The following is a 14,598-nucleotide window of genomic DNA, read 5'->3' as shown; positions in this document are numbered from 1 at the left end:
ATAGCGATCGGCGCTCGAGGCGGGGTCCGGCGACGGACCCCGCTTTCATTTCGGGGGCGTCGCTGGCATAACGCGGCGCCGCCGCTCCTTGGAAAATCCACATGAACGATTTCTGGTCTTACTGGTATTTCCACCTACCGAATTTCATCCTTGCCGCGGTGATGTACACGCTGATGGGGCGTCTCCTGCTCGGCCTCTTCGTGCCCGAAAGCTGGGATAACTACATCTGGCGCTTCTTCAAGACCGTCACCGACCCATTCCTGCGGATCGTGCGGACCGTCACGCCGTCGATCCTGACCCAGCCGGTTGTGATCGTCTTCAGCGTGCTCTGGCTTATGGCCTTGCGCATCAGCTATCTCGTCTTGCTGATCAATTTCGGCATCGCGCCGATGACTTCACAGGGGGGTTGAGGCGATGGACAGAAACGCTCTTGTGCCTGTCATGGCGGTCGCAATCGTCAACGGTATCTTTTCGCCTTGGGTGCTGATGGTGTTCCTGTTCTATCCGGTTTGGTATCCGGCCTGGGCGCCCCCCCTAAGTCAGATCGTCTACATGGCAAGTGCGCTGATCCTGTCGACGATGACCATCATGCTCGCCGGCGTGCCGGCCGCGCTCTATGAGCGCTGGTCGGCGCAGCCCAGAAGCATCGTCGTTTCGTCTATCTGGCTTGCCGGCACGGTTTTGTTGACGCTGCCGGCGCTGCCGAATGTGGTGCGGGCGCTAAGCGGCGGCTGAGATTTCCCTTCGGCTCGGGCCGGATCAACCGGCTTTCAGCCAGCGGGCAGCGGCCGTGTCCTCTGGGCGCGTGTTGAACGTTGAAGGGGAAGCGGGGTTCCGGCCACGGCCATATTGCCGTGGTGTGCAGTTCATGACCCTCTTGAAGGCCGTGCTGAAGGCGCTTTCGGATTCGTAGCCGAGCGACAGGGCAATGACGGAAATTGGGTCGCTGGAATTCGCCAGCCTGTCTCCCGCCAGCAGCATTCGCCAGTTCGTCAGGTATTCCATCGGCGACGTCCCAACCATCTCCTTGAATTTCAGGGCAAAGGTCGATCGCGACATGCCGGCACGCGCCGCCAGCTCCTGCAATGTCCAGCGATGCGCCGGATCGTCGTGCATGGCGTTGATCGCAGCAGCCATCTGTCTATCTGCCAGCGCGAAGAACCATCCAACGCCACCTCCCAGCCCTTCCGCCAGATGCAGGCGCAAGGCCTGAACCAGCATCATGTGGGCGAGGTGCTGCGCGACCAGGAAGCCGCCCGGCTGCGGCTCGTGCAGCTCCTGCATCATCCGCTCCACCGACCAGCGCAGCGCCGCCTGATCGGTTTCTTTCCGGATATGCACGATGGGCGGCAGCATGCCCAGCAGGATGCCGGCGTGATTGCCGCTGACGGCAAAACGGCTACCGACAAGAAAGAAATCACCGCCGCCATTATACGTCACGACACCGCCGGCGCGCGCGGGGGGAAAAATCGTGCCGGCTTCGACAGGCGTCAAAGTCATGTCGCTTGCGAGGCGGAAAGGCCGCCCGCTCGGCAGCACGAAGCAGTCCCCCTTCTCCAGGCGCACCGCATCGGCAACACCTTCCACTGTGAGCCAGCACCCGCCGGAAACCACAGCGTAGCATTTGATAAGTTCGTGCTGATCGGAGAACTGGATTGACCAGTTTCCCCCTGCATCGAAGCCGGCGGACACATAACTGCGTGGCTTAAGCAGCGACAGCACATCTGAGAGCGGATCCATGGGCCTCCCGGACGATTGCGAAGATAATACGGACTTTACAGCATAGATCGCATTTCATCAACCGGCTACTTTATAACAACGTCTCCGACAATGTGGAAACGTCTGAAGTAATAATAAAATTCTTAAAATATTCATGATGGCATAGTCGTGGATAGTACAGAAATGTCTACGGATAGAGCGGATAACGTTGCCATCATCACTGGAAGAAATCCGATGATTGCGCCGGTTAAGGGAACAATAGCCATGACAGCGTTCACGATCAATGGACGGGCGGTGGATCTCGCCGCCGAGCCAGATACGCCGCTTCTATGGGTGATACGGGAGCATCTGAAACTCACCGGCACCAAATTCGGCTGCGGCATCGCGCAATGTGGCGCCTGCACCGTTCACGTCGACGGCGAGCCGACGCGCTCCTGCATAACGCTGCTTCAGGACGTGGCCGGAATGGAGGTGACGACAATCGAAGGCCTGTCGCCGGATGCCAGCCATCCGCTACAGCAGGCCTGGATCGCCGAGCAGGTGCCGCAATGCGGCTACTGCCAGTCCGGGCAGATCATGCAGGCGGCGGCGCTCCTCAAGAGCAACCCCAACCCCACCCGCGATCAGATCGTCGAACACATGGACGGCAACATCTGCCGCTGCGGGACCTATGTGCGAATCATCAGCGCCATTCAACGCGCCGCTCGGGAGGCCTGAGCCATGACCGAGACATTGCAGCTGCATACCAGAACGTTGTCGCGGCGCAGCTTCCTCATCACCGTTGGCGCCACCGGCATCGCAGTTGCGTTCGGAGGCCTGCTCCAGGATGCCTCGAGCGCCAGCGTTGCGCCGGCGCTCGAGGGCAATTACCGGCCGAACGCCTGGCTGGCCATCGCTGCCGACGGCACCGTGACCATCGTGTCACCCGCATCCGAGATGGGGCAGGGTATCATGACGACGCTGCCGCTGCTCATCGCCGAGGACATGGATGCCGATTGGCACAAGGTTCGCGTCGTCCAGGCCCCGTCCGACGCGGAAAAGTACGGCAACCCTGGCTTTTACGGCGTGCAGCTCACCGGCGGCAGCGAATCCACGCGGGGCTATTACAAAATGTTGCGCCTGGTCGGCGCCCAGACCCGCAAGATCATACTGGCAAGTGCCGCCGACATGCTCAACGTTCCGGTGAGCGAACTCACCACGGAGCCCAACCGAGTCGTGCACGCGCGGTCGGGCCGCTCGCTGGAGTATGGCGAGGTCGCCGCGGCCGGCGCGCTTCCGGATCCGCTGCCGCAGGCGACCGACGCCGATCTGAAGCCGAGCGATCAGTGGCGCTATATCGGAAATCTGACGGTGCCGCGTATCGACATACCCTCGAAGGTCGACGGCACCGCGATCTTCGGCATCGACGTGCAGCTTCCGGACATGCTGTACGGAGCGGTGCTGCGGGCGCCCGTTCAGGGCGAGCAGCCGGCAATCATCGACGATGCCGAAGCCAGGACCGTGCCGGGCATCACGCACATCGTGCCGCTGCCTTACGGCGTCGGCATCATCGGCGAAACGGTCGAGGCGACGAAGCGGGCCAAGGGTCTGCTCAAAATCGTGTGGACCACGTCGTCGCGGATCCGCAATTACACCAGCGATCGGCTTTTGGAAGAGTATCGCCGCATTGGCCGCGACCTCGCCCAAAGCGGCGTCAGCGCTGCCACGGAAGGAGATGCACAGACCGCGATCTCGAAGGCCGCAACGGTCATCGCGGTCGATTACATGAGCGACCATGTTCACCATGCGACGATGGAGCCGATGAACGCCACGGCGCTCGTGGCGGGCGATACGGTCGAAATCTGGGCTCCGACGCAAGGCCCAACAGGCACCCAGGGCTTTGCCGCGGAGGTGGCCGGCACCACCCCTGACAAGGTCAAGGTGAACACCACCCTGCTCGGCGGCGGTTTTGGCCGCAAAGCCGAGGCCGACTTCATCATCGATGCAGTGTCGCTCGCCAAGGCGGTGCAGGGCCGCCCGGTCAAGGTCATCTGGAGCCGCGAAGACGACGTCCAGCATGGCAAGTACCGGCCGCTCGAAGCGCAACATGTGCAGGTCGGGCTCGACGGCGACGGCAACATTATCGGCTGGCGGCACCGCATCGTGGCGGATTCCATTTTTGCCCGCACAATGCCTCAACTGTTCGAGAGCGAAGGCGGCCACGACAGTGTGGTGACCGAGGGCGCCCATTTCAACTATGCCGTCCCTGCGCATCAGATCGAGTACATCCGTAGGGATAACGGCCTGGACATAGGCTTCTGGTTCGGGGTCGGGGTTGGCTACACCAGGTTCGGCATCGAATGTGTCATCGACGAAATCGCGACCGCCAAGGGGGTCGATCCTGTGGCGCTTCGGCTGGAGCTCCTGAAAGACCAGCCGCGGGCGCGCAAGGTCATCGAGACCGTCGCCCAGATGGCGGAATGGGACCGCCAACGCGACGGGTGGGCGCTGGGCGTCGCCTATTCCGATGCCTTTGGCTCCCACTGCGCTGAGATCGCCGAGGTCTCGCTTGACCGCGAGACCGGCGAGATCCGCGTGCACACCGTGTGGTGCGCCGTCGATCCGGGAATAGCCGTACAACCACGCAACATCGAAGCGCTGATGATTACCGGGATCACAGGCGGCGCCAGCCATGCGTTGTTCGAGCAGATCAACATCGTCGATGGCGAGGTGCAGGAAACGAACTTCGACACCTATCGGGTGATACGCATGTCCGAGGCGCCCGACATCAAGGTCACCGTGATTCCAACGCCCGAGGGACCGATCGGGGGCATCGGCCAGGTCGGGCTGCCGCCGATTGGTCCGGCGATCGCCAACGCGGTGGCGCGGCTCACCGGCGGCGTGCGGCTCCGGCACTATCCGTTCCTGCCGGAGCGCGTGCTGGCGGCGCTCAACGCCTGAATTGGGAGGTGCTCACCCTCGCCTCGTTGCGCTCATGGCGGTCGTCTGGATGATTCAAGCGACCGCCATCGGACGGGGAACGCGAGAGCTATCTATTCCCGTCGATCGCGAAATGCGGTCACGACACGAAGTGAGAGATCCATATGATCGTCGTCACCACACCCACAGGCAGTATCGGCCACCAAGTCCTCGATGCTCTCCTCGGCAGCGGCGAGCCTATCCGGGTGATCGCGCGCGACCCTTCCCGTCTGTCCTCGCACACACGCGAGCGCGTCGAGGTGGTGCAGGGGTCGCATTGCGACATCGAGGTCGTCAACCAGGCGTTCGCTGACGCCGACGCCGTGTTCTGGCTGGTGCCCCCGAACGTCCGCGTCGAAAACGTCGAGGCAGCCTATGTGGATTTCAGCCGGCCGGCATGCGACGCGATCAAGAGCCAGGGAGTGAAACGGGTGGTCGCGGTGTCGGCCCTTGGCCGCGGGACGGCTGTGGCCGCGAAGGCTGGGCATGTGTCGGCGTCGCTGAAGATGGACGATCTGATCGCGAGCACGGGCGTGAGCTACCGGGCGCTGACAATGCCTTCGTTCATGGACAACATCCTGCGCCAGATGGAGCCGATCAGGAACCAGGGCATGTTCTTCGGGCCAATCTCCGGGGACCGCAAGCTCCCGACCTGCGCCACCCGGGACATCGCCGCTGCCGCCGCCAAGCTGCTGCTCGACCCCACCTGGAGCGGACAAGACCGTGTCCCAATCCTCGGCCCAGAGGACCTGTCCTTCAACGACATGGCGCAGATCATGTCGCAGGTGCTGGGAAAACCAGTACGCTTTGAGCAGGTCTCCTTCGAGGCATTCAGAGCGGGTTTCATCGAACGCGGCGCCTCCGAGGCTTTCGCGCAGGCCATGGTCGACATGCTGGAGGCCAAGAACGAAGACCTCGATACCGCCGAGCCGCGTACTCCTGAGTCCACCACACCCACCAGCTTCCGCCAATGGTGCGAGGAAGTACTGAAGCCCGCAGTCGCCAGCTAAGGACCCGGCATTTCGCTTGGCTGTCAGCGTTCCTCCCGGCGAAACGGTTTGAGCAACGCCGAAGGAGCGACGGCGTTGCGAGACATCACCGCCATGGCGACGATGGTGAAGATGAAGGGCAGCATCAGGAACGCCTCATAGGGGATATGGCCGAGTCCGCTCGCCTGCATGCGCAATTGCAAGGCATCGACGAAGGCGAACAGCAAGGCGGCCCCCGCCGAACGCCAGGGGTCCCAGCGGCCGAAGACGACGAGCGCGATCGCCACCCAGCCACGCCCTGAGACGAGGCCGAAGGTGAAGGCGTTGAACTGCGCCATCGACAGGAAGGCGCCGGCCAGCCCCATCAAGGCGCCGCCGAGAATCACCGCTTGGAAGCGTGTCGCAATGACGCCGACGCCTGCCGAATCGGCGGCGCGCGGATTTTCGCCTACCATGCGCACCGACAGGCCCCATGGTGTCCGGTAGAGCACGAAGGCGGCCAAGGGAACCGCAAGGATCGCCATGTAGACCAGCGAAAATTGATTGAACACCGCCGGCCCGAGCACCGGGATGTCGGAGAGAACAGGGATCGGCAGCGTTTCGAAACTCTTGATGCTCGGCGGCACCGATTGCTGGCCGAAGATCAGCCGGTAGAGGAAATAGGCAAGCCCCGATGAGAACAGCGTGACACCGATGCCGCAGACATGCTGGCTGAGGCCGAGCGCCACCGTGAACAATGCATGCAGGGCACCCATCAGCGCACCGGTGACAACTGCCGCCAGCACGCCGAGCCACAGGCTGCCGCTGAGGTTGGTCGCGGTGAAGCCGGTCATCGCCGACAACAGCATGATGCCTTCGATGCCGAGATTGAGCACGCCGGCCCGCTCGGAGAACATCTCGCCCAGCGTCGCAAAAGCCAAAGGCGTGGCGATGCGGATGATCGCGGCGAGGAAGCCGACCTGAAAAATCTGTTCGAGCACCACGCTCATTTGGCTGTCCCCACGCGGCGGATGCGGTAGGCGGTGAACAGCAGCGCCACCAGCATGGCGAGCAGCGCGGTTCCCTGGATGACGTCGCTGAGGAAGGCCGGAACGCCGGTGGCCCGCGACATCGCTTCGGCCCCGGTCATGACGGCGGCGAGGAAGAGCGCCGCCGGCACCACGCCGAGCGGATTGAGCCTCGCCAGCATGGCGACGACGATGCCGGAATAGCCATAGCCCGGCGAGATGTCGCTCATCACCTGGAAATGCACGCCGCCGACCTCGCCGACGCCGGCAAGGCCGGCGAGCGCGCCCGACAGCAGCGCTGTCGAGATCAGCACGCGCTCGACATGGATACCGCCATAGCGCGCCGCTTCGGGGTTCTCGCCGATGATCCTGATCCTGAAGCCGAGCGTCGTGCGCATCACCAGGAACCAGATGACCGGCGCGGCAAGGAACGCCGCCACGACGCCGAGATGCAGCCGCGTGCCTTCGAGCAGCACCGGGAAATTCGCTGAATCCTCGATCGGCGGTGAGATCGGGTAGCCGCTGAAACTGTCTTTCCACGGGCCTTCGATCAGCGCCATCAGGGCGTAGAAGATGACCGAATTGAGCAGCAGTGAGCTGACCACGTCATCAACCCTGAATTTTACGCGCAGCGTCGCCGGCACCAAGGCGACCGCAGCGCCGGCTGCAGCACCCGCCACTGCCATGAGAAGTATGGCGAGCGGCCCCGGCATCGGAATGGCGCCGACCGCGCAGCTCGCCACCGCGCCGGCAAGCAACTGCCCCTCGGCGCCGATGTTCCAGAATTTGGCGCGGAAGGCGACGGCGACGGCAAGTCCGGTGAAGATCATCGGCGTTGCGCGCACCAGCGTTTCGGTGATCGCATAGCTGTCGCCGAGCGACGCCGAAAACATCACGCCATAGGCCTCGATCACGCCGGCGCCGGCCAGCGCGATCAGACCGCTGCATAGCACCAGCGCTGCCCCGATCGCCAGCAGCGGCAGAGCGAGATTGAACCAGGCGGGCGTGTTGGTGCGGGCTTCCAAGCGGAACATCAGCCGTGACCCTCCGCCCCGGTCATCATCAGGCCGAGCCGCGCGATGGTGGCGTCGGCGCTGGCGAGCGTGCCGACGATGCGTCCCTCGTACATTACCGCGATGCGGTCGCAGAGCATGAGCAGCTCTTCGAGATCCTCGCCGAGGACGATGATACCGCAGCCCTTGGCGCGCATGTCGAGGAACTTTTCGTGGATGAAGCGCGCCGCGCCGATGTCGAGACCGCGCGTCGGCTGCGACACGATCAGCACCTTTGGGTCGAAGGCGAGCTCGCGCGCCAGCAGCGCCTTTTGCAGATTGCCGCCGGACAGCGCTCCGGCCCGTGTCATCGGCCCGGGGCAGCGTATGTCATAGGCCTTGATCTGCGCCTCGGCGAAGGCGCGGATCGCGTCGGGCCTGAGCAGGCCGTTGCGGCTGAACGCGTCGGTGCCGATGCGCGGCAGCACCATCGAATCGGCGAGCGGCAGGTTGGTGACCAGCCCGGTCGTCATGCGGTCTTCCGGAATGCGCCCGAGACCGAGCGCCTGCACCTCGCGCGGCGAGAACCGCGAGACAATTTTGCCGGCTATGGTCATCCGGCCGGCATCGGGCGCACGAACGCCGGAGATCACCTCGGCCAGCGCCCGCTGGCCATTGCCCGAGACACCGGCAATGCCAAGGATCTCACCGGCACGCACAGCAAGCGACACGTCACGCAGCGCCATGCCGGAATGCCGCGACGTCGAGATATCGTCGAGCGTCAGCACCGCGGCACCCGGCGTCGATGGTCCCCTGGCCGGCGGAACGATCTCGTGGCCGCACATCAGCCGCGCCATCTCCGAGGACGTCGTGCTGGCAGGCGCGTCGACACGGCCGGCAACGCGGCCATGCCGCAGCACCACGCAGCGATGGGTCAGCGCCCTGACCTCGTTGAGCTTGTGCGAGATGAAGATGATGCCGAGGCCCTGGGCCGCCATCGACCGCAGTGCCGAAAACAGCCCGTCGACCTCTGTCGGCGCCAGCACCGCCGTCGGCTCGTCGAGGATCAGCAGCCTTGCGCCGCGAAACAGCGCCTTGACGATTTCGAGACGCTGCTGCTCGCCGACCGAGAGTGCCGAGACGGGAAGGTCCGGATCGAGCGTGAGCCCGTGCTGCCGGCCGATCTCCCCCAGCCGCGCCAGCCCGCCGGCGCGATCGATCCGGCCCGACTTTCCGGGAATGCCGATCAGCAGGTTTTCCAGCACCGAAAGCCGCGGCGCCAGATGGAAGTGCTGGTGCACCATGCCGATGCCGGCGGCAAGCGCATCGGCCGAACTGTTGATCGTCACCGGACGGCCCTGAACCAGGATCTCGCCGGCATCGGGCGCATAGGCGCCGAACAGCACGTTCATCAGCGTCGTCTTGCCGGCGCCGTTTTCACCCAGCAGCCCGAGAATTTCACCGGGTGCCACGCTCAGATCGACGGCTTCGTTTGCCTTGACGGCGCCGAAGCTCTTGGAGATGCCGCGCATTTCGATGAGTGGGGCGGGCCTCGGCACGGGTGCTCCTGATCGGAATTGGCTCTACGATTCAGCTTTGATCGACGGATGCGCCCCCCTCTGGCCTGCCGGCCATCTCCCCCTCAAGGGGGGAGATTGGATGTCACTTCGGCTTTCGCAAATCGTCAACGCTGAAGAAAAGGCGCTGTCGGCGAAGCTGCAAATCTCCCCCCTTGAGGGGGAGATGGCCGGCAGGCCAGAGGGGGGTGCGACAAGCGCCAGATCCCCAAAAAAGACAGCGCTCTAATCCGAAACCGGCGTGTTCTCGTCGACATCGACGCGGAAATTGCCGTCTAGGATTTCGGCCTTCCTCTTCTCGACCAGCTCCTTGACGTCAGCAGGCAGCGTCTTGTCGAACTTGTGGTAGGGCGCCAGAAAGGAGCCGCCCTTGGCCATGCGCGAGAAATCGCCGTAATCCTGCGCGGTGAAGACACCCGCCTTGACCAGCTTGATCGCGTGCTCGACCGTCGGATACATGTCCCAGACCGGGCCGGTGATCACCGTGTCCGGGCCGAGGCTCGACTGGTCGGACATGTTGGAGATGGCGAGGATTTTCCTCTCGACCGCCGCTTCGATGACGCCGAAGCGTTCGGCATAGATCACGTCGACGCCGGCGTCGATCTGGGCGATCGCCGCTTCCTTTGCCTTCGGCGGATCGAAGAAGGAGCCGATGAAAGCGACCTTCCTCTTGATATCAGGATTGACCTCCCTGGCACCGGCAAAGAAGGCGTTGACCAGCCGGTTCACTTCCGGAATGCCCATTGCCGCGACGGCGCCGATCGTGCCTGATTTCGACATCTTTCCGGCGATCAGGCCGGAGAGATAGGCCGGCTCGTGGATCCAGTTGTCGAAGACTGCGAAATTCGGCTCGGCCGGCCCGGCGCCGGAGCCGAACAGGAAGGCGACCTTCGGGAACTGCTTGGCGGTTCGGCGGGATTCGCGCTCGGCGGCGAAAGCATCGCCGAGAACCAGCTCATAGCCGCCTTGCGCATATTCGCGCATGACCCGGCTGAAATCGGCCGATTGCACCTTCTCCGACCATTTGTACTCGATGCCGAGTTCCTTCTCGGCCCTCTGCAGGGCGACATGGATCTGGTGGTCCCATGGCTCCTCGATCGGCGTGGCGAAGATCGCCGCCACCTTCAGCTTCTTGTCCTGCGCCAAGGCTTGGCCCGGCAGCATGGCTGCCGCCAGGCCGAGCGCGCCCAGTTCCAGCAAATTGCGTCGCGAAAGTCCTTCGCGTTTCGATTGGATTTTGCTCTTCCCATTTTCCATTGCATGCCCCTCTGATTGACGCCGTGTCGAGCCGGCTGTTTCTTTGAATTATCAGCGAGGGAACTATGGAACGGCGTCCGACCTTTGTCCACATGGTCAAATTTGCCGGGAAGCTGCAGCCGGCCGCCCGTCATGGCAAGCCGCGGCCGGCGCCTGATCTTGTTTTATAGCCCCTCCAGCGCCACGGCGATGCCTTGGCCGACGCCGATGCACATGGTGGCGAGCGCATAGCGCCCGCCGCGTTCGCGAAGTTCGAGCGCCGCAGTGCCTGATATGCGCGCACCCGACATGCCGAGCGGGTGGCCGAGCGCGATGGCGCCGCCATTCGGGTTGACGTGCTCCGCGTCCTCGGCAACGCCGAGTTGGCGAAGCACGGCGATGCCTTGGGAGGCAAAGGCTTCATTGAGCTCGATGACGTCGAAGTCTGTCGGCTTCAGACCAAGCCGCGCACACAGTTTCTGCGTCGCCGGCACCGGGCCGATGCCCATGATGCGCGGCGCCACGCCGGCGGCCGCACCGCCGAGGATGCGGGCGATCGGCGTCAGGCCATATTTCTTCACGGCCGCTTCCGAGGCGACGATCAGCGCCGCGGCGCCGTCATTGACGCCCGACGCGTTGCCGGCGGTGACCGTGCCGCCTTGCCGGAACGGCGTCGGCAATTTCGCCAGCGCCTCGATCGTCGTGCCCGCGCGCGGGTGTTCATCCTTGCTGACAACCACCGGATCGCCCTTGCGCTGCGGAATCGTTACGGGCGTGATCTCCTTCGCCAGCCGGCCGCTGGCTTGTGCGGCGACCGCCTTGTCCTGACTGCGCACGGCAAAGGCATCCTGGTCCGCGCGAGAGATGGCATACTCTTCTGCGACATTCTCGCCGGTCTCCGGCATCGAATCGATGCCGTACTGCTGCTTCATCAGCGGATTGACGAAACGCCAGCCGATGGTGGTGTCGTAGATCTCGGCATTGCGCGAAAACGCGGTCTCCGCCTTGGGCATGACGAAGGGCGCGCGGCTCATCGATTCAACGCCGCCCGCTATCATCAGCTCTGCCTCGCCTGATTTGATGGCGCGCGCGGCGATGATCACGGCGTCCATACCCGAACCGCAGAGGCGATTGACGGTCGAGCCGGAAATCTCCTTGGGCAGTCCGGCGAGCAGCAGCGCCATGCGCGCCACATTGCGGTTGTCCTCGCCAGCCTGGTTGGCGCAGCCATACATGACGTCATCGATATCAGCCCAGTCGATGCTGGGATTGCGCTCGACCAGCGCCCTCAGGGGTATCGCGCCAAGATCGTCGGCGCGGACCGATGCCAACTGCCCACCAAAGCGCCCGATCGGCGTGCGGATGTAGTCGCAGATGTAGGCTTCGGCCATCTATGCAGCTTTCTCTTTTGCGTTTCCCTGGTGCGGACTCACTTGCCGATCCTCAATGCTTGATGCGATCGCGCATGGCGTACCAAAGCATGCCGAGCACATACAGCGGACCGCGCAGGGCGGTGCCGCCGGGAAACGGCATTGGCCTCAGTGTCGAAAACAGGTCGAGCCCCGACGTATCGCCGGTGATCGCCTCGGCGAGCAGCTTTCCCGACAGCGTCGACAGGATCACGCCCTTGCCGGAATAGCCATGCGCGAAATAGACCTCGCCATAGTGGCCGACATCAGGCAGGCGCGATGTCGTCACCGAGACGAGCCCGCCCCAGGCATGGTCGATGCGGCGACCGCGCAATTGCGGAAAAGTGTTTTCCATATGCGGCCGCACGAAACCAGCAATGTCGGCTGGCGGCGACGGCGTGTAGCGCTCGCCGCCACCGAACAGCAGGCGGCCATCCGCCGACAGCCGGTAGTAGTTGACCACGAAGCGCGTGTCGGAAACGGCCACATTGCTTGGGATGACGTCGCTCGTGTCGTCCAGCGGCTCGGTCGCGATGATGTAGTTGCCGACCGGCATGATGCGGCTGTTGACGCGCGGCTCGAGCCCCTGGAGCAGGGCGTCGCCAGCCAGCACGACATGCCTAGCCCGGACCGAGCCCTTGGCCGTCGAAACCCGGATGGAAGGTTGCCGCTCCAGCCGCAGCGCCACCGAATTTTCGTGGATGGTGACGCCCGCCGCTGCCGCCGCGCGGGCAAGACCCAGCGTATAGTTCAGCGAATGCATATGGCCGCCGAGCTTCTCGTACATCGCGCCGTGATAGGGCGTGTTTACCATTCCGCGCGCCTGCGCTGCCGACAGCATCTCGATGTCATGAAAATTCATCACGGTGGCAAGGCACTCGGCCTCTTCTTCGAGGTCGCGCAGGTCGGAGCTATTGACCGCACCGGCGAGGTGGCCGGTCAGCCGGAGGTCGCAATCGATGGCGTGGCGCTCGATCAGGTCGAGCACCAGCCCGCGCGCCTCGAAGGCGAGGTCGAACAGCGCCCGCGCCCGTTCGGGCCCATAAAGCTTGACCAGACCCTTGGCGCCCTTGCGCAGGCCGGGGATGATCTGGCCGCCATTGCGCCCGGACGCTCCCCATCCGATCTTGCCGCCTTCCAAGAGCACGACCTTCAGCCCGCGCTCGGCGGCATGAAGAGCCGCGGACAGGCCGGTGCAGCCGCCGCCGACCACCACCAGATCGGCGTCAACGTCGCCTTGCAGCGCCGGATGATCGGGCGCCGGATTGGCCGTCGCGACGTAGTAGGACTTGCCGATATCCAGGCCGGAATTGAAGCCCATCATCACACCTTGAGCAGCAGATGATCGCGTTCCCAGCTCGTGACGACGCTTTGGAACAGGTCGAGCTCGACGCTCTTGACGCGCAGATAGGTCTGGAAGAAATCCTCGCCGAGCAACTCCCGGACCGGACTGCACGCGGCGAAACGGTCGAGCGCCTCCTCCATGGTTTTCGGCAGCGTGCTCTTGCTGCGATATGCGTTGCCCGATGCCTCGGGCGAGCGCGAGAGCTTTTCCTCGACGCCGAGATAGCCGCAGAGCAGAGAGCCGGCCATCGCCAGATAGGGATTGGAATCGGCGCCGGGCAGCCGGTTTTCCACCCGCCGCGCGGCGCGCCCGCCGGCCGGCACGCGCAGGCCGCAGGAGCGGTTGTCATGCGACCACTCGATGTTGGCCGGCGCGCTGTGGTTCGGCCGGATGCGGCGGAACGAGTTCACGTTCGGCGCAAACAGCGGCATCACCTCGGGAATGTACTTCTGCAGGCCGCCGATGAAATGCCCGAACATCTCGGTGTCGGCATCGTCACGCCCGGCAAACAGCGTGTTCCCGGCCTCGTCGATGACCGACATGTGGAGATGCATGGAGCTGCCGGCTTGTGCTGCGATCGGCTTGGCCATGAAGGTTGCGTGCATGCCGTATTCCTGCGCGGCCTGGCGCGTCATTCGCTTGAACAGCAGCACCTTGTCGGCCAGCGGCAGCGCGTCGCCATGCAGGAAATTGATCTCGAGCTGCGCCGTGCCCGACTCATGGATCAACGTGTCGAGCGGCAGCCCGGCCTTTGCCGCGTAGTCGTAGAGCCGCTGGATCACCGGCTCGAACTCCTCCAGCGCCGCCATGTCATAGGGATGCTGCACGGTTTCGGAGCGGCCATTGCGCCCGACCGGAGCTGTCAGCGGCCGATCGGGATCGGGATTGGGAGCGGTCAGGTAGAATTCGAGCTCCGGCGCCACCACCGCCCGCCATCCGCGCTGGCGATAGAGATCAAGCACGGCCCTTAGGACATGACGCGGCGAGGCCATCCACGGCCGATCGTCCATGTAAAACGCATCGGCAAAGACATAGGCCCTGCCTGCTCCGGCGCCGGGCGCAAGGCAGAGCGTCGCGACATCCGGCACCATCCGCATATCGGGGTCCTGATAGCCAAAACCCTCGTCGTTGGAACCGGAATAGCGGCCGTCGATGCAGACCAGGAAGGCGCTGCTCGGCAGGTAGAGCGCGCGATCCTCGAGCGACTTCAGGAACTTGGCCGTCGGCAAGGTCTTGCCGCGCAACACGCCGTTCACGTCCGGCACCAGGCACTCGACTTCCCTGATCCCCTGCTGCTCCAGCCATCCTTTCGGATCGTCCATTGGGGTCATTTCAGGTGCATCCGTTGTTGTGGTCTTGAGCATCA

Annotated in this window: 13 protein-coding genes; 5 read left to right on the top strand and 8 right to left on the bottom strand. The window is 64.0% G+C overall.

Annotated elements, in window-relative coordinates:
- The first annotated feature begins 101 nt into the window (after nucleotides 1–101).
- Complete coding sequence (locus CIT25_RS13555) at nucleotides 102–410, top strand: YggT family protein (protein ID WP_095484982.1); 309 nt, start codon at nucleotides 102–104, stop codon at nucleotides 408–410.
- A 4-nt stretch (nucleotides 411–414) separates the two neighbouring features.
- A complete protein-coding gene (locus CIT25_RS13550) occupies nucleotides 415–735 on the top strand; it encodes a hypothetical protein (RefSeq protein ID WP_095484981.1) in 321 nt (106 codons plus the stop codon).
- A gap of 24 nt (nucleotides 736–759) precedes the next feature.
- Here CIT25_RS13550 and CIT25_RS13545 read toward each other — a convergent pair whose 3' ends face one another.
- A complete protein-coding gene (locus tag CIT25_RS13545) occupies nucleotides 760–1,740 on the bottom strand; it encodes an AraC family transcriptional regulator (RefSeq protein WP_095484980.1) in 981 nt (326 codons plus the stop codon).
- A 243-nt stretch (nucleotides 1,741–1,983) separates the two neighbouring features.
- Between CIT25_RS13545 and CIT25_RS13540 the strand changes: the two genes are divergently transcribed.
- From CIT25_RS13540 to CIT25_RS13530, 3 genes are all read left to right on the top strand, one after another.
- Nucleotides 1,984–2,436: a (2Fe-2S)-binding protein gene (locus CIT25_RS13540; RefSeq protein WP_095484979.1), complete on the top strand. Its 453-nt coding sequence runs from the start codon at nucleotides 1,984–1,986 to the stop codon at nucleotides 2,434–2,436.
- Nucleotides 2,437–2,439: 3 nt separating this feature from the next.
- Complete coding sequence (locus CIT25_RS13535) at nucleotides 2,440–4,659, top strand: xanthine dehydrogenase family protein molybdopterin-binding subunit (RefSeq protein WP_095484978.1); 2,220 nt, start codon at nucleotides 2,440–2,442, stop codon at nucleotides 4,657–4,659.
- A 143-nt stretch (nucleotides 4,660–4,802) separates the two neighbouring features.
- Nucleotides 4,803–5,687: an NmrA family NAD(P)-binding protein gene (locus CIT25_RS13530; protein WP_095484977.1), complete on the top strand. Its 885-nt coding sequence runs from the start codon at nucleotides 4,803–4,805 to the stop codon at nucleotides 5,685–5,687.
- 23 nt (nucleotides 5,688–5,710) lie between these two features.
- On the opposite strand, the gene CIT25_RS13525 is transcribed toward CIT25_RS13530, so the two are convergent.
- The 7 genes from CIT25_RS13525 to CIT25_RS13490 form a co-directional block, all read right to left on the bottom strand.
- Nucleotides 5,711–6,655 (bottom strand): ABC transporter permease, encoded by a 945-nt coding sequence (locus CIT25_RS13525; protein WP_095484976.1) that lies wholly within the window; start codon nucleotides 6,653–6,655, stop codon nucleotides 5,711–5,713.
- Nucleotides 6,652–7,707 (bottom strand): ABC transporter permease, encoded by a 1,056-nt coding sequence (locus CIT25_RS13520; RefSeq protein ID WP_095484975.1) that lies wholly within the window; start codon nucleotides 7,705–7,707, stop codon nucleotides 6,652–6,654. Before CIT25_RS13520 ends, CIT25_RS13525 begins: the two co-directional genes overlap by 4 nt.
- On the bottom strand, nucleotides 7,707–9,197 hold the full coding sequence (locus CIT25_RS13515) for an ABC transporter ATP-binding protein (RefSeq protein WP_095484974.1): 1,491 nt from the start codon (nucleotides 9,195–9,197) through the stop codon (nucleotides 7,707–7,709). Before CIT25_RS13515 ends, CIT25_RS13520 begins: the two co-directional genes overlap by 1 nt.
- Nucleotides 9,198–9,467: 270 nt before the next feature.
- Entirely contained in the window at nucleotides 9,468–10,499 is a 1,032-nt protein-coding gene (locus CIT25_RS13505) for a BMP family protein (RefSeq protein ID WP_095484973.1), read from the bottom strand.
- 164 nt (nucleotides 10,500–10,663) lie between these two features.
- Nucleotides 10,664–11,869 (bottom strand): 3-oxoadipyl-CoA thiolase, encoded by a 1,206-nt coding sequence (pcaF, locus tag CIT25_RS13500; protein WP_095484972.1) that lies wholly within the window; start codon nucleotides 11,867–11,869, stop codon nucleotides 10,664–10,666.
- A 52-nt stretch (nucleotides 11,870–11,921) separates the two neighbouring features.
- A complete protein-coding gene (locus CIT25_RS13495; RefSeq protein WP_095484971.1) occupies nucleotides 11,922–13,211 on the bottom strand; it encodes an NAD(P)/FAD-dependent oxidoreductase in 1,290 nt (429 codons plus the stop codon).
- Nucleotides 13,211–14,596, bottom strand: coding sequence for a glutamine synthetase family protein (locus tag CIT25_RS13490; protein WP_167391051.1), 1,386 nt, complete (start codon nucleotides 14,594–14,596; stop codon nucleotides 13,211–13,213). The genes CIT25_RS13495 and CIT25_RS13490 overlap by 1 nt, the downstream gene beginning before the upstream one ends.
- Between the last annotated feature and the right edge of the window lie 2 nt (nucleotides 14,597–14,598).

Source organism: Mesorhizobium mediterraneum, from assembly GCF_002284565.1.
GTDB classification, from domain to species: Bacteria; Pseudomonadota; Alphaproteobacteria; order Rhizobiales; family Rhizobiaceae; genus Mesorhizobium; species Mesorhizobium mediterraneum.
This window is presented reverse-complemented; position numbering and strand designations above follow the sequence as displayed.

Bases quoted from the DNA above. Each gene is read 5' to 3' on its own strand.
- CIT25_RS13525 (WP_095484976.1), bottom strand. From the start codon at position 6,655: ATGAGCGTGGTGCTCGAACAGATTTTTCAGGTCGGCTTCCTCGCCGCG.
- pcaF (WP_095484972.1), bottom strand. From the start codon at position 11,869: ATGGCCGAAGCCTACATCTGCGACTACATCCGCACGCCGATCGGGCGC.
- CIT25_RS13545 (WP_095484980.1), bottom strand. From the start codon at position 1,740: ATGGATCCGCTCTCAGATGTGCTGTCGCTGCTTAAGCCACGCAGTTAT.
- CIT25_RS13530 (WP_095484977.1), top strand. From the start codon at position 4,803: ATGATCGTCGTCACCACACCCACAGGCAGTATCGGCCACCAAGTCCTC.
- CIT25_RS13520 (WP_095484975.1), bottom strand. From the start codon at position 7,707: ATGTTCCGCTTGGAAGCCCGCACCAACACGCCCGCCTGGTTCAATCTC.
- CIT25_RS13505 (WP_095484973.1), bottom strand. From the start codon at position 10,499: ATGGAAAATGGGAAGAGCAAAATCCAATCGAAACGCGAAGGACTTTCG.
- CIT25_RS13490 (WP_167391051.1), bottom strand. From the start codon at position 14,596: ATGCTCAAGACCACAACAACGGATGCACCTGAAATGACCCCAATGGAC.
- CIT25_RS13515 (WP_095484974.1), bottom strand. From the start codon at position 9,197: ATGCGCGGCATCTCCAAGAGCTTCGGCGCCGTCAAGGCAAACGAAGCC.
- CIT25_RS13555 (WP_095484982.1), top strand. From the start codon at position 102: ATGAACGATTTCTGGTCTTACTGGTATTTCCACCTACCGAATTTCATC.
- CIT25_RS13540 (WP_095484979.1), top strand. From the start codon at position 1,984: ATGACAGCGTTCACGATCAATGGACGGGCGGTGGATCTCGCCGCCGAG.
- CIT25_RS13535 (WP_095484978.1), top strand. From the start codon at position 2,440: ATGACCGAGACATTGCAGCTGCATACCAGAACGTTGTCGCGGCGCAGC.
- CIT25_RS13495 (WP_095484971.1), bottom strand. From the start codon at position 13,211: ATGATGGGCTTCAATTCCGGCCTGGATATCGGCAAGTCCTACTACGTC.
- CIT25_RS13550 (WP_095484981.1), top strand. From the start codon at position 415: ATGGACAGAAACGCTCTTGTGCCTGTCATGGCGGTCGCAATCGTCAAC.